The 26,744-nt window shown below is 65.7% G+C and carries 36 protein-coding genes; 29 read left to right on the top strand and 7 right to left on the bottom strand.

Annotated elements, in window-relative coordinates; genetic code table 11:
* Positions 1-75: 75 nt before the first annotated feature.
* The 7 genes from OKW52_RS20465 to OKW52_RS20435 all read right to left on the bottom strand — a co-directional run bounded on the left by OKW52_RS20465 (position 76) and on the right by OKW52_RS20435 (position 2,924).
* Positions 76-351, bottom strand: a complete 276-nt coding sequence (locus OKW52_RS20465; protein WP_264507346.1) for a DUF2312 domain-containing protein — start codon at positions 349-351, stop codon at positions 76-78.
* Between the two features lie 99 nt (positions 352-450).
* The gene (locus tag OKW52_RS20460) at positions 451-576 is read right to left on the bottom strand and encodes a hypothetical protein (RefSeq protein ID WP_264507345.1); all 126 of its coding nucleotides are present in this window, start codon (positions 574-576) and stop codon (positions 451-453) included.
* A gap of 38 nt (positions 577-614) precedes the next feature.
* Complete coding sequence (locus OKW52_RS20455) at positions 615-872, bottom strand: hypothetical protein (RefSeq protein WP_264507344.1); 258 nt, start codon at positions 870-872, stop codon at positions 615-617.
* Positions 865-1,527: a hypothetical protein gene (locus tag OKW52_RS20450; RefSeq protein ID WP_264507343.1), complete on the bottom strand. Its 663-nt coding sequence runs from the start codon at positions 1,525-1,527 to the stop codon at positions 865-867. The genes OKW52_RS20455 and OKW52_RS20450 overlap by 8 nt, the downstream gene beginning before the upstream one ends.
* Entirely contained in the window at positions 1,524-1,670 is a 147-nt protein-coding gene (locus tag OKW52_RS20445) for a hypothetical protein (protein WP_264507342.1), read from the bottom strand. The genes OKW52_RS20450 and OKW52_RS20445 overlap by 4 nt, the downstream gene beginning before the upstream one ends.
* Before the next feature lie 273 nt (positions 1,671-1,943).
* The gene (locus tag OKW52_RS20440) at positions 1,944-2,276 is read right to left on the bottom strand and encodes a hypothetical protein (RefSeq protein ID WP_264507341.1); all 333 of its coding nucleotides are present in this window, start codon (positions 2,274-2,276) and stop codon (positions 1,944-1,946) included.
* A 15-nt stretch (positions 2,277-2,291) separates the two neighbouring features.
* The gene (locus OKW52_RS20435) at positions 2,292-2,924 is read right to left on the bottom strand and encodes a S24 family peptidase (RefSeq protein ID WP_264507340.1); all 633 of its coding nucleotides are present in this window, start codon (positions 2,922-2,924) and stop codon (positions 2,292-2,294) included.
* 88 nt (positions 2,925-3,012) lie between these two features.
* On the opposite strand from OKW52_RS20435, the gene OKW52_RS20430 reads away from it, so the two are divergent.
* The 29 genes from OKW52_RS20430 to OKW52_RS20290 all read left to right on the top strand — a co-directional run bounded on the left by OKW52_RS20430 (position 3,013) and on the right by OKW52_RS20290 (position 26,468).
* Positions 3,013-3,231 carry a hypothetical protein gene (locus tag OKW52_RS20430; protein WP_264507339.1) on the top strand — a complete coding sequence of 73 codons (219 nt, stop codon included), beginning with the start codon at positions 3,013-3,015 and terminating at the stop codon, positions 3,229-3,231.
* Between the two features lie 94 nt (positions 3,232-3,325).
* Positions 3,326-3,802, top strand: coding sequence for a hypothetical protein (locus tag OKW52_RS20425; RefSeq protein ID WP_264507338.1), 477 nt, complete (start codon positions 3,326-3,328; stop codon positions 3,800-3,802).
* A 133-nt stretch (positions 3,803-3,935) separates the two neighbouring features.
* Positions 3,936-4,457 carry a DUF1937 family protein gene (locus OKW52_RS20420; protein WP_264507337.1) on the top strand — a complete coding sequence of 174 codons (522 nt, stop codon included), beginning with the start codon at positions 3,936-3,938 and terminating at the stop codon, positions 4,455-4,457.
* On the top strand, positions 4,454-4,852 hold the full coding sequence (locus OKW52_RS20415) for a hypothetical protein (RefSeq protein WP_264507336.1): 399 nt from the start codon (positions 4,454-4,456) through the stop codon (positions 4,850-4,852). Before OKW52_RS20420 ends, OKW52_RS20415 begins: the two co-directional genes overlap by 4 nt.
* A complete protein-coding gene (locus tag OKW52_RS20410; protein ID WP_264507335.1) occupies positions 4,845-5,516 on the top strand; it encodes a hypothetical protein in 672 nt (223 codons plus the stop codon). Before OKW52_RS20415 ends, OKW52_RS20410 begins: the two co-directional genes overlap by 8 nt.
* Positions 5,516-6,157, top strand: coding sequence for a hypothetical protein (locus OKW52_RS20405; protein ID WP_264507334.1), 642 nt, complete (start codon positions 5,516-5,518; stop codon positions 6,155-6,157). The genes OKW52_RS20410 and OKW52_RS20405 overlap by 1 nt, the downstream gene beginning before the upstream one ends.
* A gap of 231 nt (positions 6,158-6,388) precedes the next feature.
* Positions 6,389-6,976 (top strand): hypothetical protein, encoded by a 588-nt coding sequence (locus OKW52_RS20400; protein WP_264507333.1) that lies wholly within the window; start codon positions 6,389-6,391, stop codon positions 6,974-6,976.
* Entirely contained in the window at positions 6,966-7,640 is a 675-nt protein-coding gene (locus tag OKW52_RS20395; protein ID WP_264507332.1) for a hypothetical protein, read from the top strand. Before OKW52_RS20400 ends, OKW52_RS20395 begins: the two co-directional genes overlap by 11 nt.
* A gap of 114 nt (positions 7,641-7,754) precedes the next feature.
* Positions 7,755-8,471: a hypothetical protein gene (locus OKW52_RS20390; protein ID WP_406622290.1), complete on the top strand. Its 717-nt coding sequence runs from the start codon at positions 7,755-7,757 to the stop codon at positions 8,469-8,471.
* A gap of 122 nt (positions 8,472-8,593) precedes the next feature.
* The gene (locus OKW52_RS20385) at positions 8,594-9,247 is read left to right on the top strand and encodes a terminase small subunit (protein WP_264507331.1); all 654 of its coding nucleotides are present in this window, start codon (positions 8,594-8,596) and stop codon (positions 9,245-9,247) included.
* 35 nt (positions 9,248-9,282) lie between these two features.
* Complete coding sequence (locus OKW52_RS20380; RefSeq protein ID WP_264507330.1) at positions 9,283-11,370, top strand: phage terminase large subunit family protein; 2,088 nt, start codon at positions 9,283-9,285, stop codon at positions 11,368-11,370.
* Entirely contained in the window at positions 11,367-11,570 is a 204-nt protein-coding gene (locus tag OKW52_RS20375) for a phage head-tail joining protein (protein ID WP_264507329.1), read from the top strand. Before OKW52_RS20380 ends, OKW52_RS20375 begins: the two co-directional genes overlap by 4 nt.
* Positions 11,567-13,021, top strand: coding sequence for a phage portal protein (locus OKW52_RS20370; protein ID WP_264507328.1), 1,455 nt, complete (start codon positions 11,567-11,569; stop codon positions 13,019-13,021). Before OKW52_RS20375 ends, OKW52_RS20370 begins: the two co-directional genes overlap by 4 nt.
* On the top strand, positions 13,014-15,083 hold the full coding sequence (locus OKW52_RS20365; RefSeq protein WP_264507327.1) for a head maturation protease, ClpP-related: 2,070 nt from the start codon (positions 13,014-13,016) through the stop codon (positions 15,081-15,083). The genes OKW52_RS20370 and OKW52_RS20365 overlap by 8 nt, the downstream gene beginning before the upstream one ends.
* Before the next feature lie 94 nt (positions 15,084-15,177).
* Positions 15,178-15,510 carry a DUF2190 family protein gene (locus OKW52_RS20360; protein ID WP_264507326.1) on the top strand — a complete coding sequence of 111 codons (333 nt, stop codon included), beginning with the start codon at positions 15,178-15,180 and terminating at the stop codon, positions 15,508-15,510.
* Positions 15,507-15,830, top strand: a complete 324-nt coding sequence (locus OKW52_RS20355) for a head-tail joining protein (protein WP_264507325.1) — start codon at positions 15,507-15,509, stop codon at positions 15,828-15,830. The genes OKW52_RS20360 and OKW52_RS20355 overlap by 4 nt, the downstream gene beginning before the upstream one ends.
* A complete protein-coding gene (locus OKW52_RS20350; RefSeq protein ID WP_264507324.1) occupies positions 15,827-16,273 on the top strand; it encodes a hypothetical protein in 447 nt (148 codons plus the stop codon). The genes OKW52_RS20355 and OKW52_RS20350 overlap by 4 nt, the downstream gene beginning before the upstream one ends.
* A gap of 11 nt (positions 16,274-16,284) precedes the next feature.
* A complete protein-coding gene (locus OKW52_RS20345; RefSeq protein WP_264507323.1) occupies positions 16,285-16,746 on the top strand; it encodes a phage tail protein in 462 nt (153 codons plus the stop codon).
* The gene (locus OKW52_RS20340) at positions 16,743-17,105 is read left to right on the top strand and encodes a hypothetical protein (protein ID WP_264507322.1); all 363 of its coding nucleotides are present in this window, start codon (positions 16,743-16,745) and stop codon (positions 17,103-17,105) included. The genes OKW52_RS20345 and OKW52_RS20340 overlap by 4 nt, the downstream gene beginning before the upstream one ends.
* Positions 17,106-17,570: 465 nt before the next feature.
* Complete coding sequence (locus OKW52_RS20335) at positions 17,571-19,586, top strand: phage tail tape measure protein (RefSeq protein WP_264507321.1); 2,016 nt, start codon at positions 17,571-17,573, stop codon at positions 19,584-19,586.
* On the top strand, positions 19,586-20,149 hold the full coding sequence (locus OKW52_RS20330) for a hypothetical protein (RefSeq protein ID WP_264507320.1): 564 nt from the start codon (positions 19,586-19,588) through the stop codon (positions 20,147-20,149). The genes OKW52_RS20335 and OKW52_RS20330 overlap by 1 nt, the downstream gene beginning before the upstream one ends.
* Complete coding sequence (locus OKW52_RS20325; RefSeq protein ID WP_264507319.1) at positions 20,146-20,706, top strand: hypothetical protein; 561 nt, start codon at positions 20,146-20,148, stop codon at positions 20,704-20,706. The genes OKW52_RS20330 and OKW52_RS20325 overlap by 4 nt, the downstream gene beginning before the upstream one ends.
* Positions 20,694-21,101 (top strand): DUF6950 family protein, encoded by a 408-nt coding sequence (locus tag OKW52_RS20320; RefSeq protein WP_264507318.1) that lies wholly within the window; start codon positions 20,694-20,696, stop codon positions 21,099-21,101. The genes OKW52_RS20325 and OKW52_RS20320 overlap by 13 nt, the downstream gene beginning before the upstream one ends.
* A 3-nt stretch (positions 21,102-21,104) precedes the next feature.
* Positions 21,105-23,684: a phage tail protein gene (locus tag OKW52_RS20315; protein WP_264507317.1), complete on the top strand. Its 2,580-nt coding sequence runs from the start codon at positions 21,105-21,107 to the stop codon at positions 23,682-23,684.
* A complete protein-coding gene (locus tag OKW52_RS20310; RefSeq protein WP_264507316.1) occupies positions 23,681-24,250 on the top strand; it encodes a hypothetical protein in 570 nt (189 codons plus the stop codon). The genes OKW52_RS20315 and OKW52_RS20310 overlap by 4 nt, the downstream gene beginning before the upstream one ends.
* The gene (locus OKW52_RS20305; RefSeq protein WP_264507315.1) at positions 24,208-24,384 is read left to right on the top strand and encodes a hypothetical protein; all 177 of its coding nucleotides are present in this window, start codon (positions 24,208-24,210) and stop codon (positions 24,382-24,384) included. The genes OKW52_RS20310 and OKW52_RS20305 overlap by 43 nt, the downstream gene beginning before the upstream one ends.
* 65 nt (positions 24,385-24,449) lie before the next feature.
* Positions 24,450-25,826 (top strand): hypothetical protein, encoded by a 1,377-nt coding sequence (locus OKW52_RS20300; RefSeq protein WP_264507314.1) that lies wholly within the window; start codon positions 24,450-24,452, stop codon positions 25,824-25,826.
* Positions 25,827-25,836: 10 nt separating this feature from the next.
* Entirely contained in the window at positions 25,837-26,154 is a 318-nt protein-coding gene (locus OKW52_RS20295) for a hypothetical protein (protein WP_264507313.1), read from the top strand.
* Complete coding sequence (locus OKW52_RS20290) at positions 26,151-26,468, top strand: hypothetical protein (protein ID WP_264507312.1); 318 nt, start codon at positions 26,151-26,153, stop codon at positions 26,466-26,468. The genes OKW52_RS20295 and OKW52_RS20290 overlap by 4 nt, the downstream gene beginning before the upstream one ends.
* Positions 26,469-26,744: the final 276 nt, after the last annotated feature.

Below are 26,744 nucleotides of genomic sequence, written 5' to 3'. Positions count from 1 at the left end.
CTGGCCCCGGCGCGCGGGGCCAGAAAGGGACGTCAGCCGGTGATATGGCGAACGGTGTCTTGGCGTGGGTGGGGGTCAGGTCATGCCGAGCGCGGTCTTGTAGAGGTCAAGGACCGCTTCCTCTTCGGCAATGTCGTCGGGGTCGCGTTTGCGCAGGGCGATGATCATGCGCAAAACTTTGACGTCGTAGCCGCGCCCCTTGGCCTCGGCCATGACTTCCTTCTGCTGGTCGGCAATGTCCTTTTTCTCTGCCTCAAGGGTTTCGTACCGCTCGATGAATTGGCGCAGTTCCTCGGCGGTGGCGTCATAAGTGGGCTGCGCGGCGGCGGCGAAATCGGCGTCATGTTTCAACGGGGGTTTTCCGATCCGTGCGGCTTTGGCGGCGTTGTCTGGGTCGTGGAAAAACGCAACGTCGCCGACGGGTAATTGCAGGACTTGGGCTATCATGGGTCACCCTGCCTTGCGGGCGCTGCGCGTGATCCACGCGGCGGTGAAAAAGCCGATGCCCGCGCCGAAACCGCCGGTCAGAGCGACGACAAACACAGGCAAGAGGTTGGTCAAAAGATCGGGGGGCATGGGGCCTCGCTGGGCTGGGGATTGCAGGGCTGGACAGATCAGCGGAGCGCGGGGATGCGCCCGCGCCATGCGTCAAAGTCAGTGGTCAGGGCCTCAAAGCGCGCTAGCGCCCCGGCGTCGGTGTCGAGGTCTTTGCGGCTGGCGATCTGGCATTCGCGCCGCAGGAAGTGGGCGGCGGCGGTGCTAGTGAATTGTGCGCCGCTCAAGCCGCTGCGCTCACCGGCAAAGCGCTGAAACGCACTATCGCCGCACAGGATGCCCGCACGCCGGGCGTGCGCCTTGGCCGGGTCAGTCATGAGCTGCGACCCAGTAGAGGCGCGACACGACGTCGCCCCGGTTCCAGTCGGCTGCGATCAACGCGCCCGAGGCGGTCAGCGCGACAAGCTGAGGCGCAACCTTGCCGATTGCGCGCGCCGATTTGGTTTTCGCGAAAAGGTAGCGGCAGACCTTGTCGGTAGTGGCGGGTTCGCGCCGGGTCACGCTGCATGTCACCGGCCACCATTGCGGACGCCCCGCCAGATCGCGGGCGTTGATCGCGCGCACGGCGTCAAGGATTTCGCTGTCGGAAATGCTGGTCATGTCCAGCAAGGCCCGTGCCGCGCCCAAGGGCGTGCGTCGCCAAAGGGACGGGCGGTTAGTCCCGCCGCTATGCGTGCCCGCGCGGGCAACCAGCCCCAACTTGCGCAAGCGATAAAGTGCATCGGTGACCTGATCTTGTGTCGGCTGGTCGACGGCCAGCGTCGCCAGGATCGCGTCAGGGGTGCTTGTGCTTTGACCGATGGCGTGCAGCACGCGCAGCGCCCGGCGGGAAAGGCTGCGCGAAAGCTCGGGCGCGTCCATCGGCAGCGCGTCGGGGTCGAGGGTTTGAAAGGTCAGCCCGATTGCCTCGGCCAGCGCACGCGAGGCGGGGGCGGCGAGCGGGACGCCATGCAGGCCGCGCACCTGGATCATTGCGCCGCCCCCTGAGTGGAGCAAAACACAAAGCGTGCGGCGTTCTGGTGGCGGGCTTCATGTAATTTGACGCGCCAGCTAATCCACCGCGCCGTGGCGGCGGGATCGGCGAGGATGGTTTGCAGGTCGATGCGGTTGGTCAAGGTCTCGCCTCTCACGGTTGGGTGTGAGGCGACGCTATGGGGATAAAAATCCCCTGTCAATACAGAATGGGGATAATACTCCCCTAAATTACTCGCGCTGTCAGCCACCCGCTGTCAGGCTGCCACCAGCTTACCATCCCGGCGCGCACGAAAAAGCCCCGCGCGAGGCGGGGCTGTTTGGGGGATTTGATGGATGCGCATGAACCGAAAGCACCGTTTTCCGCGTCGCGGTGATTGCTCACATATCCAGCAGCGTCCGCTAGGCGCAGCCCTTCACACTCCAGCTCGCCGCCGTGAGAAGGGCTGGTCTGATGGCGTGCCGCCTGCGCCGGTGGTTTTCTTCGTCGTCAGCCGTTTCCGAATTGCCGCCATGTCGTCGGCCATCCGCGTCGTGTTCTCGGCGGTGTCCAGCTGGGCTGAGGCGATCTGCGCCACGGCGATGATGACCAGTCCGCCCAGGGCGATCGGCAGCGCGACAGTTATGGCGACGGCCGGGCCGGGCCGTCCAAAAACGCCGAAAACCACAAGGGCGGCCAGAAGAATGGTTGCCCAGCCGAGTATGGTGAGCAACAGATTGACGGCGCGGGCGGCGGCGTATTTGTCCATGGGTTCCCCCTAAAATCAGACACGTTTTACGAACTCGGCTGGCAGATGCAGGCGCACTGGCGCAGCCCATTTCAGCGGCACGTCCAGCATGTTCTGCCCGGACGGATTGGCGGAAATCAGGTTGAACAGGCCGTGTTCGGTGCCGATGCGCACTTGTTTCACCCATGCGTGCCCGTCCATGTCTTCGGCAACACAGATCCTGTTTAAGGCTTCGCTGGGAACCCCAAGCGCGTGTCGCGAATAAAGCAGAACGTCGCCGGGGTGATAGATCGGCACCATAGAGTCACCTTCGATTTCTACGCCTACCACTCCCGACGGCTGAATTTGCGGAGGGCAGATGATCTGATACAGGCCCTCACCTTTGGTGTGGTCGTCGGTCAGGTTAACGATTGCCCCCGCGCCGACCCTTCCGGCGACCGCAATCATACTGCGCACGCTGACGCCTGCCGTGCCAAGCAAGCTCTCAACAGAGTGCCCAAGGGCAGCCGCTAGCGCCGCGGCGTCCTCGGCGTTTGTCTTCTCACTCTTGCCCTGCTTGAATTTCTTAAGCTGTTCATACGAAACGCCTGACGCAATCGCTACGTCACGCATCGACCGACCACTTTCGTGGAGGGCAATGAAGAAAGCGTCTCGGAAGCTTGTTTTCATGGGGGAAAATTTACCCCGCGCGTCCTCGTCTTCCTATCGGGAATATTATCCCTTGACGAATGGGGAAATTTGTCCCCATTGTGCGCCAATGGAACAGTTTCTTTCTGAAATAGAACGGTACGCGGCAGCGGCTGGGGTAATGCCTCAGTCAGTCTTGAGGCGTTCATGCGGCTATGGCTGGGACGTCTGGGATGCTTGGAAACGCAGAAAATCCAGCCCGACGATGGTCAACGCCGACCGCGTGCGCGCCTGGATGGCTGCCAATCCGCCGTTGGATCAGGCGGCGCGGGTCGAAGCGGCAGAATGAACGGCGTGTCTTTTCCATACCGCGACACTGCCACGCTAGACGCCGCGAAAACACGCGAAACCCCCCGTAAAATTTTCACACGAAAGGCCCGGCCATGACCCGCCCCTCTCGCCCCGGAACCATCCAAGACGCCGTGCGCCGCGCTTATGTGGCGGTCGGGGGTGTTGAAAACGCCGCTGCTGATATGGGCCTGTCGCTGTCGTCGGCGTCTTATGGCACCGAGTTGCGCGAGGATCGCCCCGGCGGGCTGGGGGTCAACTATCTGGACCGCCTCGGGCGCGTCGACGTAGCCGCCGCGCTGCCGGTGGCGCAGCACTTCGCCACGCTGGCAGGCGGGGTGTTCCAGCCGATCGACTGGTCGGGACCGATCGCCGGGGGCGTCCATGCCCTGACGCGCGAGTTTTCCGACGTGTTGCAGGTCCACGCCGAGGCGCATTCGTCCACCTCGGGCGATCCTGCCGACTACACGCCCGAGGAAGCGCGCCGCCAGATCCGCGAGATTGACGAACTGGTCGGCGCAGCCCTGCGACTGCGCGCGGCCATGGTCGAAAAGGCGGGGGGCGCGGCTTGATGTGCGCCCTGCGTCTCAGGAATTCCGTCGGGGGTGTCCTTGCCCTCGGCGGGGTGCCGTGCCGGGGTTTTCCGGTTCACTGCCTCAACTGCCCCCGGCCTTGTGCCGGGGGGCTTTTGGTGGGGGTGTTTGAATGAACGGCTTTGACGATCTGCGCGGCTCGCTGCTGGTTCATTGGGGCCAGTCGTCGCGCGACGTTGCGCACCGGGCGTCTGGGTTGGTGTATCTGGCAACGCCCTACACAAAGCGCGCCGCACCGGGCGGGGTGTTTGATTGGGCCGCTGCCGAAAGCGCCGCCCGTGATGCGGCTGAATGTGCCAACGTCCTTTCCCTTCTGGCCCGGACCGCCGTCTCGCCGGTTGTCATGGCGCACCAAATGATCGCGGCAGGACGTGGCAAGCCGTGGCAGCGGATCGTCGAGGCGCACGCGCTGGACGCCGATTTCTGGTCGGACTGGTGCGGGCCGATGCTGTGGGCGTGCCGCTTTGTCTATGTGCCGAACCTGCCCGGTTGGCGCGAGTGCGACGGTGTTGCGCGCGCGATTGCGCAGGCCCATGACGCCGGAAAAGTCATCCTGATCGAGGCGCGGCAGCGTCCTACGATTTCCGATCCTAGAGCCGCGCAGAGCGCCGACGGCAAAGGGGGCAGGGCGTGACCATACGGGCAGAGCCGGTCGCGGATGCAGTGGCACCGCATTTTGACGTGGAAGCTTTTGCAGATTTCGCCTTTGCGGAACTGCTGGCGTGCCCGCTGGGTGAGCCGGGGCGGTGCCAAAATCCCGACTGTCAGCGGCCTTTCGATCTGCGCCGCGATTGGCAGCGGTATTGCTCGGACGCCTGCCGCGCCGCCGACAAGAAGGAATTCCGCCGGGTCGGCCTCAAGGCTGCGCCCGCTCTGCTGGCGCACCGGCTGGGAAAATATGAAACCCGCGACCCCGCCTTGCGCGCCCTGTCGGCGGCAGCGCGTCGCTATCTGGGCGAGTTGCAAACACACTGGCTGCGCAGCCGTCGGGCGCGGGCCGAGGAAGCGAAAGGGAGGTTCAATGCTTGAGATTCTGCCAAAGAGCGGCGGCGCTGTTTCGCGCGTCAAGGCCACTTGTGACGACTGCCAGCGTGGCGAGGTCATCCCGTGCGAAATAACGCGCGCATCGGGTGGTGTCTGGAGCGCCAATGAAGGGCAAGCGCACGCCAAGTTGCGGGGGCAGGGGTGGTCAATCGTCAAAGGAAAGCTGCGGTGCATGACTTGTGAAGCGAAACGAAAGGCGCGCAACGCGCCGCCCGTGCCCGTTGCGGTTCAAGCCGTCGCGGGGACTGACAAAGGGCCGACGCGTGAACAAAAGCGCGAAATCCTGGAACTGTTGCAGGTGTCCTATGACGCCGACGCCGGGCGCTATCGGGGGGCGGACACCGACGGCACCGTTGCCGAGGCGGTGCGCGGTGCTCTGCCCGGTTGGGTTGCCGACCTGCGCGCCGAGTTTTTCGGTGAAGGCGGCGGCAATGAGGCGGCGGGCCAATACGCCGATGATTTGGCCGCATTGCGCCAGCGCTGTTCCGACGCATTCGCTGCGGTCGAGGCTGATTTTGAAGCGCTGAAAGGCAAGGTCGATCAGGCGCGCGCTGTTCGGGATGATCTGGCTAAACTTGAGGTGCGCTATGCGTCGCTGGCAAAAAGCTTCGATCGCCGCGTCGGCGCTAAGGTTGGGGGCGGCAAGTGATGGCAAAGCCTGCCTTTCAGATAGTCGAAACCGAAGACTTGTTCGAGTATCCGATCGGGGCTGACGACCGGCTCGATTCCCATTTTTTCCTCGCGTGGCGGTTTCACGACTGGCTGACAAGCGACTTTCGGCTGCTGGCCGATCTTGAGGTGCGCGCGATCGGGTTTGACCTGTTCAACCTGGCACAGACGCAAAACCCTGTCGGCACCCTGCCGACCGATGAGCGGCTGCTGGCCCGCCTGGTCGGCGTGCCGCTGGACCAATGGCGCGCGCTATGCGAACGCCCGGTCGGGCCGCTCTACAACTGGAAAAAGTGCCTGTGCGATGACGACCGCGTTCGGCTCTATCATCCCAAGGTGTTGCAGACCGTTCAGGGCGCGCTTGGGCTGCGCGACGACAAGCTGGCGAAGCGCGAGGATGATCGCGCCCGCAAGCGCATCGAGAACCTGCCCGCGCAGATGATGCGCGCCGGGGCCTCGGCGATGATGGCAAAGGATGAGGCGACGCTGTTCGCCTTTGACGAATTCTTGGTTGAGCACTTCCCCAAGAAGATGCGCCGCCCGGCCTTCCTGCGCCGCGCACTGGAGGCTTTCCAGTTGCGCGCCGAGGGGCTGGAGTGGCGGGCAGCGACCGGGCTGTAACCCTTCCTGTATCCTTCCATTGGAAGGGTCGCGGAAGGAAACCGGAAGGGTTCGGAAGGATTTAGGAACGATTATGGAGCGATTTGGCATGTTCGCGGCCTGTTTCGTTCCGAATGTTTCCGGGCTGATAAGACAAGAAATAATAAGAAAAGAAACTGGCGGGAACCGAGATTGACCAACCGACACGGCGAGAGGTGCAACGGATTTGGCTTAGAAAACGAGGGAATAAGGATGGACGCTGAGGCACAAAAGGCGGGCGAGAAAAGGGTTAAGGACTGTCTGATCGACCCACTGGTCGGGCTGGGGTTGTTGCGCCCGGCGGGAATGAAGGTCGATCAGTTTGACGCCATGCGCGAGGAACTGGCGCGCAAGCTGGCATATATGACCGCCGCCAATCTGGCCGCGCTGGCCGAGCAGATCACCTCGCGCCCGCAAGGCAAGGGGTCCGACCGCTGGCCTGCTGGCCCGCTGGTCCTGCAATGGGGGATCGCCATTCAAGCGCCGCCCGATGATGCGTCGCCCTTGCTGCGCGCGATCTTTGCGCACGCGACCGGGCAAGAGGCGATCGCGGCGGGCTATGCGCCGGAACTGCTGGTCTGGGCCAAGAAGAACCGGTCCTTTCCGAAGTCGTTCATGGTCAGCACCATTCGCAAGGATGCCGACAATGCCATGCGGCGGGCGGCAGAGCTTGAGCGGATCGAGCGCGACGGCGAGGCGCTGAGCGCCGAGGAAACCGCGTGGCTTGAGCGCCGCAGGGCCGCGACCGAAAAGTGCCGGAAGATCGGCGCGCTGTCGCTGGAGACGGCCCATGAAGATTAAGCGGCGCACGCCTGCGAATGCGGTCAGCGACGGCGGCAAGCTGGTGAACACGCGCACGGTGGTGCCGCCCGAGATCGCGCATATCGTGACGCCCGCCCCGGCGCGGGGCCTGCTGGTCGTCGGACGCGAGCGCCGCGCGGATGGACCGGGCTATGTCACCGGGCCTGACGACGACGGCACCCGCCTGCGTTTGGGCGACGTGTTCGACCGGATGGAAAGCGACGCGATCCGTCACGATGTTCCGTTTTTCCTCACGCCCGGTCAGGTCTCGGCGGGGCGGCGCTTTCGCGACACGGTCGAGGGCTATTCGGCGGGGCTGTCGCCCAGATCGGCGCTCGCGTCCATGCAGCCGCTTAGCGGGGGCGGATCGGGGGCTATGTCGGCGATGGATTGGCACCTGATGGCGGGGCGGCGCTATGACGGCGCGGTCAATGCGATCGGGCACGGGGTCTCGCTGGCGGTGCGCCGTGTTCGACCGTCGACGCGGGGCGGGCCTGATCGGCGGTCGATCACCGATCGGGCGTTGGTCGACGCGGTCGCGCTATACGATTTGCCCTTGGAAGCGGTGCTTGTGTCGCATGGTTGGGCAAAGAATGGTGTTTCAACTGCCGCGCTCAAGAAGGCGCTGTCAGCGGCGCTGGAAAGGCTGCGTGACGTTTTGTGAAAAAAGGGCGTTGCCCCCTTAAGTCACTTGCAGCTACAAGAACTCCCAAGATGACCAATCACGCCCGCACCGGACCCCCGGCGCGGGCGTTGTCATATCCAAAGGGGGTGCGCAGTGTTCCAGATGGCCGTCGACGCCTCTGACTTCCTGCGCCGCTCTGGGGAGTTCATGCAGCGCCAGTTGCCGCAGATCGAGGTCTGGGCGCTGAACAAGACGGGCGACGACGCGCTGTCCGCGCTGCAAGACCGCATGAAAGTCAGCTTTGACCGCCCGACGCGCTGGACGCTCAACGCCTTTCAGGTCTGGCGCGCGACCAAATCGACGCGGCTTGCAATGGTGCAGGAACGCCCGTCGGTGGGTCGGCGGCATTATCTGAAAGTGCAGGAAAGCGGCGGGCCACGACAGCAGACGGCTTTGGAAAAGCTGATCGAGGCGCGCGTCGTGTCTGCCGAGATCCTGCGCGCTGTGGTGCCGACACGGGATGCGCGCGTTGACAGTTACGGCAACTGGTCGCGCGGCGAGCGCAATCAGGCGCTTTCCGAAATAGGGGCGCAGCGGGACAGGGCCGCGAACGCGACCGAAACCTCGATCAAGCGGGCACGCCGTCGGGGCCGGTCGTCTTACTTCGTGCCGCGCAACGGGGGGCTGACGCCGGGGATCTGGAAGCGGACAGTCGGCGGCGATCTGTCGAAGGTCGCCACCTTTGCCAAGCGCGCGCCGCTCTATGCGCCGCGCCTGAAATTCGAGGACACGGTTGCGGCAACCTACCGCGACCGGCTGGAGCCAAACCTGAAATGGGCTTTCGAGCGCGCGGTCCAGACCATGCGCTGACCCTGGACCACCCCCCGGTTTGGGTCCTTCCCGCCGAAACCCTGCACGCGGGTAATTCGCGCCCCGGTTCGGGTGGGGGCTGGGTGATCCGCTGGGGTGTGAATAGGGGTTGTGATTGGGCAATGGCTGAAACCGAAACCCCGGCGCTGTTGCCGGTCGACGTCGCTGACGATCTGCGCGCCATGCTGGCCGCGTTCCCTCTGCCCGAGGGTGTCGCCGACGCCGACATGAACCAGGAAGAAATTGCGCAGGCGATCGGCAAGACGGTCAACACGGTTGCGAAGTGGACGCGCGCCGGAATGCCGGTTGTGCAAGAGGGCGGGCAGGGCCGCTCTTATGTTTACCGGCTGTCGCATTGCTGGGCGTGGGTCAACGATCGCGAGGCCCGAGAAAAGGCGGCGTCGGCGCACAACGCAGCGCAGGTCACGGCGTTGCAGGCGCATTTCCTGGGCGTCGACGTCGCGCAGCCCGAGGCGACACTGACGCCAAAGGAACGCAAGGAAATGGCGATGGCCTCGGTTGCCTGGGATCAGGCAGCACGGCTCAAGCGGTCACTGGTGCCGCTCGATGAGGTGATCGACCTGTGCGACACGCTGCTGACGATCGTGCGCGAGGGGCTGGACGGTCTGTCTGACCGTTTGGAGCGCGAGCTTGGCCTGACCCCGTCGCAGGCCGGTGCCGTGCAACGGGCGTCGGCGGATGCGATCAACGCCATGCGGGTGCGGATCGAGGACGCCGAGCTGGCCGAGCGCGACGGCGGCGACGGGTTCGTGTGATGGGCGACCCTCGCGTGATCAGGGAAGCGGCGCGATTGGAGACGATAAAGCCGCTGCCGCCCTATGCCAGCGCGCGCGCCGCCCTGCGCCGGGCCTTGCCCGCGTTGACGCCGCCCGAGCTGATCTCGGTCACGGATGCCGCCGAGAAGTATATGCGGGTTTATACCGGCGGGCAGTGGCAACCGTACCGGCGCGCCGACGCGCCCTACATGGTCGAGCCGCAGGACACGACCGTGTCACGTGACTATGCGGCGACGGTGTTTTGCGGGCCGTCGCAGTCGGGCAAAACGCTGATGCTGCAAGCGGCGTCGGTTCACGCGGTTTGTTCGCAGCCGTCGCGGGTGGCGCTGTTTCAGATGACCCGCGAGGCGGCAGCGGAATTCGAGCGCAACAAATGGTCGCCGATGGTGCGCAACTCGCCCGACGTCGCCAAGCGTCGGGACGCGGGCAGGGGCGCGGATAACCAGTATTCAAAGCGGTTTATCGGCGGCACCGAGTTGACCTTTGACTGGCCGACCGCGACCAAACTTGCCAGCTTCACCGGGCGGCTGGTGATGGGCACCGACTTTGACCGCTGGGCAGACTCGATCGACGGCGAGGGGTCGGGCTATGTGATGATGCGGGCGCGCACCCGCACGCTGCGCTCGCGCGGCTCGGTGGTGATCGAGTCGTCGCCGGGTCGGGCGATCACGGATGAATCGTGGCGGGCCAAGACGCCGCACGATGCGCCGCCGGTCGCGGGCGGGGTTCTGAGCCTCTATCCGGCGGGCACGCGGGGGCGGTGGTACTGGCCTTGCCCTGAGTGCGGGGCGTTCTTTGAACCGACCTTTGCGCGGCTGCGGTGGGCGGAAAGCAATGACCCTGCCGAATGCGGGGCCACGGCGCAGATGATCTGCCCGCATTGCCGCGAGGGTTTCGGGCATGAGCTCAAGGGCGAGTTGAACACGGCGGGCCGCTGGCTGCATGAGGCCGCGAACGGGCGCGAGCTGGTGCGCCTCGGCGATCCGGCGATCCGGCGCACCGACATGGCGTCTTACTGGCTTGACGGCGCGGCGGCGAGCTTTGCGACCTGGGCAGAAATCGTCGGGCTGTGGGTCACGGCGGTTGCCGCCTTCGATCGCACCGGGGATGAGGAACAACTTAAAACAGTGACCAACACCGCGATTGGTCGCCCGTATCTGCCGCGCCATGCCGGGGCCGATGGCGAGTTGTCGGTGCAGGCGCTGCGCGACAAGGCGGCGGGCAATTCGACGCCGCAGGGAACCGCGCCCAGCTGGACCGCGTATCTGACGGTCTCGGTTGACGTGCAGGGCGGGCGGTTTGTTGTCGGTGTCACGGCTTGGGGGCTGGATGGTCGGCACCAGCCGATCGACCGTTTCGACCTGGTCAATCCGCCCGAGGGCGCGCCGGGTGGCGCGTCGCGCGGGATCAGGCCCTTTGATATCGCCGAGGATTGGGCGGTGCTGGACGGGCTGGCGACGCGCAGCTGGCCGGTTGACGGCGCGCATTGGGTTTTGCGCCCGGTGGCGCTGGCCGTCGACATGCACGGCGGCGGCTCGACCACCGAACACGCTTACCGTTTCTATCGCGGGCGGCGCAAAGAGGGGCAGGGCAAGCTGTGGTTTCTGACACGGGGCGAGGGGGGCGAGCACCGCGACCGCGTCTGGCTGCGCGCGCCTGAGCGCTCGGCGAACAAGCGCCGCCGCGCGGCGTCTGACGTCGAGATCCTGCACATGGCGACGGATCGGCTGAAAGACGCGGTCGCGTCGTCGCTGCGTCTGACCGAGCCGGGCCGCAACTGGTGCGGCCTGCCGGAATGGTTCGGCGAGGCTGAGACGGCGGAATTCACGGCAGAGCGCCGGGGGCCGAAAGGCTGGGTCAAGAAGCCGGGCATGCAGCGCAACGAAAGTCTGGACCATTTGGTGCAGGCCCGCGCGCTGCATATCCAGATCAAGGGCGAGACGATCACCGAAGGTTCGCCGCCGTTCTGGGCGCGGCTGGACGCCGATAACCCGTTTGCCGATTGGGTCGGGCCGCGCGCCGCTGTCGAGGCCCCAAAGCCGACCCCCGCCGCGCCGCCGCGCGCCGCGTGGATCGCACCGAGAAAAGGAAAATGGTTGTGAGTTGGACGCAAGAAGACGTCGACGCGCTCAAGGGCGCGATCGGCAAAGGTGCGGCGTCGGTCAAGATCGGCGACGAAATGGTGACGTTTCGGACCTTATCCGAAATGCGGCAGACCCTCGCAATGATGGAAGCCGAGGTAGCAGGCCCGGCGCGCCCCTCGGCGCAGGTTTACCCCCAGTTTGTGAGGCGTCCGCAATGAACGCAATCGACTGGATTGTCGGGCAGGTCTCGCCCGCTGCGGCGGTGAAGCGTGCGCAAGCCCGTGAGGCGATGCGCGTCATGGCGCATTACCGCGCGGGCGATCTGACCCGCCGTTCGGAAAGCCTGCGCGCCGTCAATGGCGACGCCGACGCGGTGGCGATGTACGCCCGGCGCGGCCTGTCGCTGGTGGCGCGCGACGTGATCCGCAATAACCCGATTGCCGCCTCGGCGCTGTCGGTGATCGTCAATAACGTGATCGGAACGGGGATCGAGCCGCGCCTGGTAAGCAAGGACAAGGGTCTTAAGCGCGACTGGGCGGACCTGATCAAGCCGCGCTTTGACACGTTGGCGATCGACGTTGACGGCGTGTCCACGCTGGGCGGGTTGCAGGCGCTCGCGTTCAGCGCGTGCGTGACCGACGGCGAGGCGCTGGTGGTCTGGCCCCTTCCGGGCACGCGCGGGGCCTCGGTGCAGGTGCTTGAGGCTGAGTTTCTGGACGATCGCCTGCAAGGCCCGGTCGGGCGCGGGCGCAACCTGATCTTTGATGGCATCGAATACGATGGCGACCGGGTGGTCGCCTATCACCTGTATGATGAGCACCCCGGCTCGCCCGTGCTCGGGTCGAACATGCGCGGCCTGACGTCCAGCCGGGTCGAGGCGTCGCGGGTTGCACACCTGTTCCGGGTCGATCGGCCCGGCCAGCGGCGCGGCGTGACCTGGTTCGCGAGTGTCCTGGATGACCTGGTGGCGCTGTCTGACAATGACGAGGCGCAGCTGATGCGCCAGAAGATCGCCGCCTGTTTTGCGGCGTTCTGGCGCACCGAGGATGCAGACAACCAGAATATTCCCGCATCGCTGGCCCCTGGGCTGATCCAGCGGATCGGGATCAGTGATGAGGTGAGTTTTGCCAGCCCGCCCGACGTCACCGGATATGATGACTTCGGGCGCATTCATTTGCGCCGCATCGCGCGCGGTCTGGGCATCACCTACGAGGACATGACCGGCGATCTGTCGAACGTCAATTTTTCCTCGGCGCGCCTCGGGCGTATCGGCATGGGGCAAAATGTCGAGCGCTGGCAGTGGCACATGGCAATCCCGCGTCTTTGCCGACCGATCGGCACCTGGACAATGCTGCAATGGGCTTATGACGCAGGCAACCGCCACAACGCGCAGGCGCTTCAAGAGGCGCGGATTGAATGGACCCCGCCGCCGCCGGTGATCGCCGACCCGAAAGCTGAAACGGCGGTGTCGGTTCAGCGGATCGAGGCGGGCCTTTCCTCGCGCCGGTCGGAGATCCGCAAGTCGGGCTATGACCCCGCCGAAATCGACGCCGAAATCGACGCCGACATGAAGCGCCGCGCCAATCTCGCCGCGATCAAAGCGCCTGGCGCGACGCCGCAGGTAGCACCCGGCGACGCCTCCGAAACCGAAAGGAACCTTGATGCCTGATCTCTATCTGGAGGGCATGGTCGGCACACCGCCGTGGCCCGATGAGCCGCATTTTACCGGCGCTGATGTGCGGGCAATGCTGGCGCGTGCCCACGGCGAGCGCGTGACGGTCCTGCTGAACTGCCCCGGTGGCTTGGCGACCGAGGGTTTGGCTGTTTACCACGCGTTGCGCGACTACGCGCCGGGCGTTGACGTGGTGATCGTCGGCGTTGCGGCCAGCGCGGGCAGTCTGATCGCGATGGCGGGCAGCACGATCACCATGCGCGCCGGTGCCGTTCTGATGATCCATGACCCGGCGGTGCCTTTTGTCGACGGGCGCGGCACCGAGGCCGAGCACCGCGAAACCGCCGACGCCCTGGGCCGCATGTCTGACGGCTATGCCTCGATCTATGCCGCCCGTGCCGGGATCACGCCCCAAGCGGCGCGCGACGTGATGCGCGCGGAAACGTGGTTCACGCCCTCCGAGGCGATCGCCGCAGGCTTTGCCGACATTGCCGAGGATGCCGCCGCGCAAAACGCCGCCGCCTTTTCCTATGCGGCCTATCAGCATGCCCCCCAGCATTTGCTGGCAGGGTCTCGGGCCTCTGGCCCCTCACGTCAGGCCGTCATGGCCTGGATCGGCGGGGTTAATCCCGCAAGTTCATCAATGGAAGGAATGGGCATGGACCCGGATGAAATCGACGACGACCTGACCCAAGGGCAGGGCGATGACACCACGACCGGCGGCGAGGGTGACGATACCACGCCCGGCGGCGAGGGGGATGACACCACGAACTCCGGTGAAGGTGACGACACCACAACCGGCGGAGACGGTGAAGAAGAAGATCCGGCCGCCAGCGATGCGTCGGCGATCTGTCACCTGGTGGAGATGCACGGCGAGTCGGCAGCGGTTGCAGGCGATTTCATCGCGCGTCGCCAAACCTATCGCCAAGTTGTCGCCCACTATCAGCAAAGAGGAAATACCGTGCCGAATCCGACCGGGCCGCGCGCCCGTATCACCCGTGATGAGCGCGACACGCGCCGCGCGGGTATGACCGCTGCGCTGGTTGCGCAATTCGCTCGCAATGATCCGACCGACACGCGCGCCCGCCCGTTCATGTCCATGTCGCTTGCGGAAATGGCGGCGACCGCCTCGGGCTACCGTGGGTCGCTGCGCACCGCCGACGACCGGCTGCGCGTGTTCATGGACATGCACACGACGTCGGATTTTCCGCTGTCGCTGTCCAATGCGCTGAATAAGGCGCTGGCCGATCGCTACCGCGAGCAAGTGCCGATTTACCGCCAGATTGCGCGCGAGAAATCCTTCAAGGATTTCCGGGCGCATTCGATCATTCGCCCCGGTGACTTCCCGATGATGCGCCCGCTGGGCGAAGGCGGAGAAATCAAGTCGGGCACCATTGGCGAGTCGGCAGAAACCGTCGCGCTGGGGTCGTATGGCATCCGCTTTGACGTGACGCGGCAAACCCTGATCAACGACGATATCGGCGCCATTGCCGATGCGATCGCCGATCAGGGCCGCATGGTGGCCCGGTTCGAGGAAGCGACGTTCTTTGCGGCCTGTTTCGGCAACGGCGGTGCCGGGCCTAACCTGTCCGACGGCAACGCGGTTTTTAACGCAGCCGACGGCACCAAGGCCGGGGCGAATGCGGCAATCAGCATCACCACGCTGGCGGCGGGACGCGCCGCGATCCGCAAGCACACGTCGATCGGCGGGGCAAAGCTGAACCTGTCGCCGAAAATCCTGCTGGTCTCGCCGGACAAGGAAACGGTCGCCGAGCAGGTCGTCGCACCGCTGACGCCTGCCGATGCTGACAAGGCCAACCCGTTCTCGGGCAAGCTTGAGGTCATGTCGACCGCCGAACTGACCGGGAACGGCTGGTATCTGCTGGCAAACCCTGCGGACGCTGCGCTCTTTGTGTTCGGCTTCCTTGAGGGGTCGAGCGCACCGCGCATGCGCCAAGAAGATGTGTTTGGGCGCGCGGGCATGTCCTGGACGCTGGAGCACGATTTCGGCGCGGGTGCTGCCGGTCGGGTCGGTGGCTGGTTCAACGGCGGCGCGTGATCTGACCTGCGCATGATCTGAACCCAAACGGGGCGGCAGCAGTGCCGCCCCTTTGCATTTCGGGCGGTGGTGCCCTGTCGAGAAAGGCTGAAAGATGAAAAACTACATTCAACCGGGCGAGGTCGTCGGCGTCCTCGCCCCGCGTGACGTCAAGTCGGGCGAGGGCGTGCTGATCGGCTCGCTGTTGGGCATCGCGCTGAATGACGCCCTGACCGGCGCACAGGTCGAGATCCAGCGCCGGGGCGTGTTCACCCATGCCAAGACGTCCGCGCAGGCGTGGACCGTCGGGGCAAAGCTGTATTGGGACAACACGAATTTCGTGTTTACCACCACGGCCAGCGGCAACACGCTGGCGGGCACGGCGGCGGAAATCGCCGCCAACCCGTCGGCACTTGGCGTCGTTCTGCTGGACGGTGCCGTGCGGTGACGTCGCTGTTTGACGGCATGTCCGGGATCGCCGCTGCCGTTCTTGGCAGTGGCGTGCCCTACACCCCGCAGGGCGGCTCGGCGCGCGTGGTTAAGTCCATTCTGCGCCGCACGCCTGTGCGGGCGATCGGTCCCGACGGGGTCGATGTGCTGATCACCGCGCCGACCTGGCGCGTGCGGCGTAATCTGGTGCCCGAGCTGGCGCGCGATGATCGGGTTTCGGACGCGGACGGCACCTTGCGTGTCTTGAATATCTGGCCGCAAGGCTCGCCCGCCCCCGACGCGCACCTGATCTGCGAGCTTGAGGTGGTGGCGGGATGAGTGCCGAGCGCAAGGCCCTGCGCGAGGATCTGCGCGCCGCTGTCGCTGTGGTAATGGCGGGCAACCCGACCTGGGCGGGCAAGTCGATCATTTCGGCCTGGACCACCAATCTTTCGCCCGACGCTCTGCCGGTGATCGGCATTGCAACGCCGACCGAGGAACGCGACGCGGCGGCGCAGGACACTGATTTCCAGAACTTCGTTGCCGTCGTGGTCGTCAAGCGCGCGCACAAGGGCGGCGACGGCACCGAGCTTGAAGATACCCTTGACGACGACGCCGAGGCGCTGGTCGGGCCGATCGAGGCCGGGGTGCAAGCGCAGGGCCGCGACTTTGCGTTGCGGTCCTCGGCGATCGAGATTTCCGGCGAGGGGTCGCCCCGCATCGGAACTCTGACTTTGACCTTTGGCGCGACAACCACGCGCGCCCGCAATCTCCCTCTCTGAAAGGATACACTATGCCCGCCCCCGCTACGTCCATTGCTGCCGCGCTTTCGCACGGGTCGACCCTGCGCGTCGGTCGCGGTGAAACGCCTTCCTGGACCTCCATGAAGGGCCTGCAAAACGTCGAATGGCCCGACCGCATGCCCGCTGACCTTGATGTGACGCACCAGGCGTCACCGGGTGCGACCGAGGAAAACAAGCCGGGTCTCTTGCCTGCTGTCGACTGGACGCAAGAAATGCTGCTGGACGCCGGGTCCGACGGTGACACCGCCCTGACCGAGCTTAACGTTCGCGACAGCACGACCGGCGAGAAAGAACTGCACCTGGTCGAAATCACGGTCGGCACCGGCGTGAACAAAAAGCAGGTTACCTGCATGGGGTATCTGAAAGATTACAAGCCGGTGGGCGCGCTGAAAGGCGTTATCATGATGCGGGCAACCTGGCGCTTGATGGCGACGGTTGCGAACGCAGCATGAGCAGCGCCCCTTTTGAAAAGGTCGCGGTCCCGTTGGCTGACGGGGCCACCCTTTACCTGCGTGCCGACGTCAACGCGCTGTGCGAATTTGAAAGCGTAGTGTCGCGCGCCGGGCTGGACCCGCTGCGCGAGTTGGTCGGGGTCGAGCAGGGGTTTCGCGGCACTATTTCAGCCCTGCGGGCGCTGATCTGGGCCTGTGCTGTTGTGCATCACCCCAGCCTGACGGTGCAGGCTGTCGGCGACCTGCTGGATCAGAACGGGCAAGCGCTGCGCGACGGTCTCGCCGAGGCGCTAAAACGCTCTGCCCCGGTAAAGGCCGAGGGTGACGCCTCGGGAAATCCGCCGCCCCCGTCGGCCTGAGAGTTTGGGCTGACGGGCTTGCGGTCGAGTGGATCGCCGCAGGCTTTGAACCGGGGGCATTCTGGGCACAAACACCGCGCGCGCTGCAACGCGCGCTCAAAGGCGAGGCGCTGGCAAAGCGCCGTCGCCTGGCCGATGCCGCGCTGGCGGCATGGGTTGGCGCTCATGTCGACGGCGACGGGCTGCGCCGCTTCCTGGACGATCTGGAAGCAACGCCCGGCAAGACATTGCCGCCAGAGGCGCAGGGCCATGCCCTGCAAAGCATGGCGTCAAAGATCGGCTCAATTTCGATGGACGATTACCGGGCGCGCATTCGCGGCCAGAAACGGGGGAACTGATGGCGGGTTATATCGGTCGGCTGCGCGCGTCGCTGGGGTTGGATACGGCGGAATTCTCGCGCGGCCTGAGTGGCGCGCGGCAAGAGGCAACCGGGTTTCACGCGGGTCTCGCGCGGGGATTCGCGGGATGACCTCAAGCGTTCTTGGCCTGTCGGCTGTAGGGGCGACGCTTGCGACCTCGGCGATCGCGGTGCGTGGCATCATGCGCGACGTGGCGCAGATCGGCGATGCGGCGCGCAATGCGGGCGTGACCCCCGAGGCGTTCCAGGAATGGGGCTATGTGTTCGGCCAGTTTCGCGTCGGCCAAGACGTCGTCGCTGATGGGTTTCGCGAGCTGAACCTGCGCGCCGACGAATTCATTGTGACGGGCGGCGGCTCGGCAGCTGAGGCGTTTACCCGCCTGGGCTTCACCGCCGCCGATCTGTCTGACCGCCTGAAAGACCCCTCGGCGCTGCTGTTGGAAATCATGCGCCGCCTGGAAGGCGTGGATAATGCGAGCCGCATTCGGATCGGCGATGAGATTTTTGGCGGCACGGCGGGTGAGCGCTTTGTCAGCGTTGTCGCGCAAGGCGCGGATCGGCTGGAAGAACTGATCGGCAATGCTCGGGATTTCGGGCTGGTCGTAGAGCGCGACTTGATTGTGCGCGCCTCGATCCTTGAGGAAAAATTCAACACGTTGACCGCGCGCGCACAAGCATTCTTCCATACCGTTGCGGTTGGGGTTTTCGCGGGCGGCATCGAAACGCCTGCGGACATGCTGGAGCGGATGTTTGGCTCGCTGGAGCGCGCCCGCGCCGTGTTGGGTGATTTGGGGTTCGACACTTTGATCGCGGAGACGCGCGAGCTGTCGGACAGTACCGAGGCGGCGCTTGATGGCGTGTCGCGCTTGGCTGACGGCGTCGATCGCGATGTGACCCGCGTTGCCCGGTCAATGGCCGACGTTACCGGGCAGTTGTCTGACCTTGGCATGGTTGACGAAATGCTGAGTTTTGACTCAGTGATCGCAGATATGGAGCAACTGGTTTCCCGGTTTCAGGCGGGTGAAATCAGCGCCGCCGATTTTGAGCGCGAGTTGCAAACCGCTGTAACGCGCGCGGGTGAGGCGCTGACCGCGCTCGGCGAGATTGACGGTGTGACGACTACTGACGCGCAGGCGCAGATTGCGGCCTTGCAGCGGGCATTGGCTCTGGCGCGTACCGAGGCGCGAGGCCTCGCGTCGGAACTGCCGGGCGATCCTTACGGAATGGATACAGGCGCGCCGCTTGATGGCGTGCCGATGTTGCAAGACATGCAAGGCGGTCGTCGCGCCAGCGCCCCGCCACCTGCACCGCGTAACATCGACTTTGATTTGCCGCCGGTTCAATCTGGCGGCGGCAGTGGCGGCAGCGAAACCGGCTATGCGGGCACGGTGGCCGATATTCGCGAGCGCACCGAGGCGCTGCTGGCCGAGGCGGCATCGCTGGCGCAGGTCGCGGCCTCGGGCATCCAGTATGCCGACGCGATCGAGTATGCCCGCGAGCGTGCCCGCCTGCTGACCGCAGCCCAAGCCGAGGGGCGCGCAATCACGCCCGAACTGACCGCCGAGATTGACGCGATGGCGGCGGCCTATGTCACGGCGGGCGACAATGCCGAGCAGGCCGCAGAGCGCATGCGGCGCGTGCAGGAAGCGGGCGAGCGCGGCATCGGGGCTGTCACTGACATTTTCATGGCAATGGCACAGGGCGGCGAGCAGGGGCGGCGGGCGGTTGTCAGCCTGATCCTTGAACTGGCCCGCATGCAGGCAATGCGCGGGTTTCAATCCCTCGGGGCGAGCGGCGGCGGCAGTATCTTCTCGATCATCGGGGGGCTGCTGGGGAAAAACGCGCGCGGCACCAAAAGTTGGCGCGGTGGCCCGTCGATCGTCGGCGAGGAAGGCCCCGAAATCCTCAATTTGCCGGTCGGCGCAGCGATCACGCCCGCGCTTGAGACCGCATCGCTGTTGCGCTCGGCGGGGGCGGCACCGTCGATCGTCTACAACATCGACGCACGCGGGGCGCAGCGCGGCGTCGCCGAGGAAATCGCGGCGCAACTGGATGCACGGACCCCGGCGCTTGTTCAACAGGCAATGCTCGCGACCAAATCGGCGCAGATGCGGGGGTATTGATGGTCGATTTTCCCGTCAATTGCAGCGCCAAGACCGAGCGCTTTTTGCAAAGCGCCGTGGTCGCGACGCAGAGCCCGTTTTCCTATGCCGGGCAGGTGCAGGATTGGGGCGGCGAGCGGTGGGCTTACACCATCGGCGTCAAGGCGCGCGGTCGCCTGTTTGAAGCCTTCGCAAGCCAGACGCTGAACAAGCGCCGCCCGTTCATTTTCCGTGATCCGACGATTGCCAATGCCGCGCATTCAACGGTCACGGTCAACGGTGCGGGGCAATCGGGCAACAGCCTGATCACGGCGGGATGGACTGTCGTCGGTTTGGTGGCGGGCGATTTCTTCAGCCTCGGCACGGGTGACGAAACCCGTCTCTATCAGCTGACCGCCGACGTGGTGCCGTCCAGCGGGGCCGCGACGCTCAACTTCGTGCCTGCGCTGCGCGCTGCGCCCGAGCATGGCGCGACCGTCGAAATCGCCGCGCCTGCGGTTCGCTTGCGGGCGGTGTCGCCCGTGATTACCGGCGTGGAATTCGGCTTGCTGCGCTTCACGGTCGAGGCGGTCGAAGCGCTATGAGCCGGGACATGACGGCGGCGGCAATCGCCGCAATTGCCCGCAGTGAGACGCCGCGCCTGGCGCTGTTCGTGGAAGGGCAGTTTGAAAGCGGCGCGTTGCGTCTGTGGTCTGGCCTCCGCCCGATCAGCTGGGGCGGGCACGAATGGACGGGCGCGGGGCAGTTGCTCGCGGTGTCACCGATCGAGGAATCGAACGGCGTTGTCGCGCAGGGCCTGACCGTGGCGCTGTCGGGCGTGCCGCTGGATCTGGTGCAGATCGCGATTGATGAAGCGCGACAAGGCGACAGCGGCAAGGTCTGGCTGGGCATGTTCGAGGAAACCGGGGCGCTGATTGCGGACCCGGTGTTTCTGTTCGGCGGCTTGCTGGACGTGCCGCAGATTGATGAGGGCGACGACAGCTGCACCATTTCGATCAGCTATGAGAACCAGCTGATCGACCTGCAGCGCCCGCGCGTGCGCCGCTACACGCATGAAGATCAGCAGGTCAAACACCCCGGCGATCTGGGGTTCGAGTTTGTCACCACCATTCAGAATCAGGAAGACACATGGGGCGAGTGACCCGGATCGCCGGATGGGAAACCATCCTGGCCGAGCAGATCGAGGCTGCGCGCCTGCGACCGTTTCAGTGGGGCGTGCATGATTGCGCCACCTGGGCGGCTGATGTGCGCGCCGCCCTGACCGGCACCGAGAGCGCCGCCCAAGCCTGGCGCGGGCGCTACAAGACCGAGATCGGCGCGGCGCGCGTCATGCGCCGGTTGGGGTGGCCGGATCTGGCAACCGGGGCCGGGGCCGCTTTGGGCGCGCCTATACCGGTGCTGATGGCGCGGCGCGGTGACGTGGTGATGGATGGGCAGACCTTTGGCGTGTGCGTCGGCGCGTCGGCGGCCTTCGTCGGCGAGGCCGGGCTGATCTATGCCCGGCTCGGCCAGTGCTCTGCCGCCTGGAGGGTGTGAGCCATGGCTATCGCGGTTGCGATCATCGGAAAAATTGCCACGCTCGGTGTTGCGGGCGCGTTCGGCCTGACCGGGTTTGTCGCAACGATTGCCAATTTTGGCGCATCCTTGCTGCTGTCCGCCGCCGGGCAGGCCCTTTCGCAGCGCGGGCAGGCGAACAACTCGCGCACGGTCTCGATCACGCAACCGATTGCGCCGCGCGAGATTGTCTATGGCCGTGTCCGCAAGGGCGGCACCATCGTGTTCAAGGGATCGAGCGCCGAGGGCAACCGGTTTGGCGAGCAGCTGTATCACCTGGTGATCGTCCTTGCCGCGCATGAAGTCGCGGGGATCGACGAGATCTATCTCAACAATGAGCTGGCGTTCAACGCCGAGGGCATTCCGCAAGGCCGATACTATGACCGTGCGGCTGTCGAAAAGCGGCTGGGCACGGACGGTCAGACCGCGTTCGTTGCGCCCGGCTGGACGGAGAAGTGGACGGCGGATCACCGCCTTGCCGGGTGCGCTGCCATCGCGATCCGGTTCTTCTACGATACCGACACCTATCCGCAGGGCGTGCCCAAAGTCACCGCCATTGTGCGCGGCAAGAATGACATTCTGGACCCGCGCACCGGCGAGCGCGGCTACACCACCAACGCCGCCCTGTGCCTTGCCGATTACATGGCAAATGAAGACTTCGGCCTCGGCGCGGGCATTGGTGATCCGCAGGGCATCGACGGCGACGATCTGATCGGTGAGGCGAACATTTGCGACGAAGAGATCGCGCTGGCCGACGGCGGCACTGAGCCGCGCTACACCATCAACGGCGTGGTCGATACCAGTGCGACGCCGCAGGCGATCATTCAGGCGATGCTGACGGCGATGGCGGGTCAGGTGGTGCGCTCGGGCGGCGTCTGGCGCATCCTGTCGGGGGCGTATCGCACGCCCGAGCATAGCCTGTCCGACGATGACGCAGCGGGGCCGCTCAAGCTGGTGACGCGGCTGTCGCGGGCCAGCAGCTTCAACGCGGTGCGCGGCACGTTCATCTCGCCCGAGAACGATTGGCAGCCGGATGACTTCCCGATCTATGCGTCGGACGTGTACCTGGCCGAGGATAACGGGCGGCGCGCGTGGCGCGATATCACGCTGCCGTTCACGATCTCCTCAAGCGCGGCCCAACGGATCGCCAAGATCGAGCTGGAGATTTCGCGCCGCCAACTCAGTGTCGAGTGGCCGGCGCACCTGACGCATTTGCGCGTGCGCCCCGGTGATACCGTGTCGCTGACCCGCGCCCGCTGGGGGGCCGATGCCAAGCCCTTCGCCGCGACCGGGCTGACCCTGCAACCCGTCGCCGATGGCATCGGGCTTATGCCGGTGCTGCGCCTGTCTGAGACCTCGCCGCTGGTCTATTCTTGGGACGCGACCGAGGAACAGATCTACGCGGCTGCGCCCCGCACAACGCTGCCGAGCGCCTTTGATGTGGCCGCGCCCGGTATCACCAATGTTGTCGAAACGCTCTATGCCACGCGCGCGGGCGACGGGGTCAAGGCGCGGGCAACGATCACCTGGTCGCCGTCCAGCCATAACGGCATCTTGCGCTATGAGTTGGAGGGCAGTCTGGATGGTGGCGACTGGGTCCGGCTGACCGACACGGCCAGCACAACCGCCGTGATCGAGGATATCACGCCGGGGCCGTGGGCGTTCCGCGTGGCGGCGATTTCCAAGCTCGGTGTTCGCTCGCCCTGGGCGTCCTATGAGCAAGAGATCCACGGCCTGCTGCAACCGCCGCAAGCCTTGCAGGACGTGTCGATCCAGTCGGCGGGAGGGCTTGCTGTCCTCAAGTGGCGCGTGCCGCTCGATCTGGACGTGCTGATCGGGGGCCGCGTCGTTATCCGCCATTCGTCCAGCGCGTCGCCGCAATGGACAAACTCGGTGCTGCTCGATGAGGTGACCGGCAACACCACGATTGCCATCGTGCCGTTGCTGCCGGGCACCTATCTTGTGCGCGCGATCGACAGCACGGGCATTCCCGGCCCGGTCAGTCAGGTCGAGACCGACGCGGCGCAGGCGGTGGCGTTCTCGACCGCTGGCCTGTTGCAGGCCGATACCGCGTTCTCGGGGGCGCATGACGGCACCGCTGTTGATGCGGGTGAATTGACGCTCGCGGGCACAACGCTGTTTGACGATATCCCCGGCTACATCGGCGACGTGCAAAGCTGGGATCTGCCGTTCGGGATCACCCTGTCGGGCCTCTATACCTTTGCCACGACGCTTGATCTTGGGGCCGCAAAGACGGTGCGCGCCCGTGCCGTGGTCACCATGGAATCGGTCGCGCTCAACGATATCTTCGACAGCCGCACCGGCCCGATCGACGGCTGGGGCGATTTCGATGGCACCGAGAATGCCGAGTGCGACGCCGAGGTGCAGTTGCGCACCACGCCTGACGATCCGTCCGGCTCGCCGAGCTGGTCGGCGTGGCGGCGGATCAATGCCACCGAAATCACCGCGCGCGGCGTTCAGGCGCGCGCGCTTCTGTCCACCAAAACTATCGACTACGCGCCGATCGTCACGGTCCTGCGCGTCACTTTTGATGAGGTAGCATGACACAGGTTCCCAGTCTCTCGGTCGAGAACGACCTCGCGCAGCAGGTCCGCCAGAACATCAACGCGCTGGTTGGGGCGGTCAATTCGCACCATAGCGGGGCCTCGGCCCCGACGGCCTTTGTGCCGTGGCAATTCTGGGCCGATACGTCCAGCGGCGCGTTGAAGATCCGCAACCCGGCAAACACCGCCTGGGTGCATCCGCTGTCGCTGTTCGGCGCGGCGACGACCGCCCTTGCCATGGGGGGCAACAAGGTCACGGGGCTGGCCGCAGGCACCGACCCGGCTGACGCCGTGACCCTCGCGCAGCTTGAGGGGTATCTGACCCTGACAAGCGCGTCGCAGGCGGTCTGGAATGCGGGCGTGAGCACGACGGAAACGGTGATCAGCCCGGCAAAGCTCGCGGCGCTGCTATCGGCGCGCAAATGGTACGATGTGACCGCCAGCCGCACGGGTGTGACCGTCTACACCAACGATACCCCCCTGCCGTTGCACGTCTCGATCACCGCTGACGCGGGGGAGTGGGCGTGTATTTCCAAGTGTCGCACGACGGCGGTTCGACCTGGGTAAACGCAGGCCATTTTGTCGAGTCAGGTGCATTTTACTCGAACGTTTCTGCCGAGGTTCCCGCCGGTGCCAAGTACCGCATCAACCTTGGCGGCGCGACCTTCTTCTGGTCCGAGTACCGGGTGACCGCGCCATGATCGCGCCAGCCAGCCCCCGCAACACCCTTGCGCGCACCGCCGCCCCCAAACCCTGAGGCACCCCCATGACTTGCACAGTTACAGGCACGCTGGTTGACCCCAGCGGGATCGCGCTTGCGGGCGCGCCTTACCGGATCTCGCGCGCGGGCGGGATCGTCGGCAGTGGTAGCGCCACGATCATTCCCAAGATCGTCACCGGTCATTCCGGGGCCAGCGGCGAGTTCAGCGCCGTGCTCTACACAGGTAAGTACGCGCTGACGGTCTGGCCTGCTACGGGCGAGACCTACGCAGTGCTGATCGCGGTTCCGCCCGAGGCGACGGCAACGCTGGCGGATCTGATGGATCAGGCGCAGCCGGTCTCGCCGATCCTTGCGCAGGTGCTTGAGGCGCTGGCGCTGGCCGAGGCTTGGGCCGAGAAGCCGGAAGATGCAGCGGTAAAGCCGGGCAAGTTCTCGGCGCTGCACCACGCGGCGAAAGCCCTGGGGTTCCGCGATGAGGCAGCGGCGGCAGCAGCGATCGCTGTCGCGATTGTCGGCTCGGGCAATGGCCTGTTTCCGAATGGCACGGTCGCTGCGCCCGCGCTGTCCTTCGCCGCCGACCCTGACACGGGGATGTTTCGGCAGGGCGCAAACGTCCTCGGGTTCGCCACGGGCGGCGCGCTGCGCCTGCGGCTCATGTCCAGCGGTGCTGAGATCACCGGCATGCTGAGCGGCACCGCGGTTCAATCGGGCGCGATCGACGCAACCGCGGGGCGGCTGTTGCCGGTCGGTGCCTTTGGTCTGGGCGCGTCGCACGGTCCCTTGGCCGATCTTGGCAGCGTTCGCCGCGCCGGTTTCTATTACGCCTATTCCGATGCGACCGGCGCGCCCGAGACGGGGTCGGCGAACTGGTCCGTGCTCGACATGGGCGGTTTCAACCAGAACAACGGCGTGCAGATTGCCGCCAGACAAAACGCGCTGAACACGTCGCCGCTCTATGTCGCGCGCTATGCGGGCGGTGCCTTGGGGGCCTGGTACAAGCTGCACCACACCGGCTCGATGCTCGGGACGGTGTCACAGGCTGGCGGCGTGCCGACCGGCGCTATGATCGAGCGCGGCAGCAATGCCAACGGCAGCTATGTGCGCTTTGCCGATGGCACGCAGTATTGCTGGCATAGCCTCAACCTTGGCAGTCCGGTCGCGAATGGCGCAGGCACCCGCGCCTCGCCGTTCTACACCGGGCCGCAGGACTGGACGCTGCCTGCGGCCTTCGTTGCCCCGCCGAAATTCTTCCCCTTCGCGGGCCAAGGCGCGCCGGTGCCGATCGCGGATCGGTTCTTTGCCGTCTCCAATTCTGCGGCCTCGGCAACGGGCATCACCTATATCCGCGCATCCCGTCTCAGCAGTGGCACGGATGCAACCGACGTGACGGTCGATGTCTTCGCCGTCGGTCACTGGTTCTGAGGACAACCCCATGCACATCACCCTGTCTCCCTGCCGGGGCTTGCCCGGCGCACCCGAAACCACCCTGTCTGTCGCGGGCGACGTCCTGAGCGTCGACGGTGCTGCGTTTGATCTGTCGGGCGTGCCCGAAGGCGCAGTCGCCACGCCCTCGGGCGAGCATCCCTTTGTCGGCACGATCACCCGTGAAGGCGGCGAGATCCGCTGCACGGTGCGCGTGATCTTGGGCGACGCCGCCGCGCCCGATCAGCCTGCAACCGACTGGACCGTCACCGTGTCCTCGGGCGCGATCAGCCTTCCCGCTACCCGGATCGAGGAACCCGCCTCATGAGCTTTACCCTGACGATCGAGACCCCCGAGGCCCGCGCCGCCGAGGCGCTGGCAACGCTGCAAGCGCAGATCACCGCTGCGATCGACGCGCTTGTCGAGGCGCAGGCGCGGGCGCTTGGCTACAACTCAGCCGCCGCCTGCGCCGGATATCGCGACTCGACGGTCCCGGCCTGGTCAGCCGAGGCACAGACCTTCATCGCCTGGCGCGATGCCGTCTGGGTCGAGGCATACGCCCAGCAGGTCGCGCACGCGGGGGCTGGCACGCTGCCGACCGCCGGCGACGTTCTGGCTGCGTTGCCGGTTTGGAGTGACTGAGCAAAAGCCGCTGGTGTGAAGCTTGGCCAACAGCCTGACGCCGTCGCTCCTAACGCATCATTGAAGAACGCCGCCGAGCCAGGTTGGCGAACACAGACCCGGCGGCTGACCACCCCGTCAACGAAGGGCGACGGCGTAGCTGTCCACAACTTGAACGGTACTCGGATGATTCTTCAAGGGGTTGCCACCCGCCGCCTCCTGTGACGACGCGTGTCGGCAACATGCCGCGCATGCAGAGGCACGGACGCTGCCGACCGATGCCGACGTTCTGGCGAC

This window comes from Pararhodobacter zhoushanensis (assembly GCF_025949695.1).
GTDB classification, from domain to species: Bacteria; Pseudomonadota; Alphaproteobacteria; order Rhodobacterales; family Rhodobacteraceae; genus Pararhodobacter; species Pararhodobacter zhoushanensis_A.
This window is presented reverse-complemented; position numbering and strand designations above follow the sequence as displayed.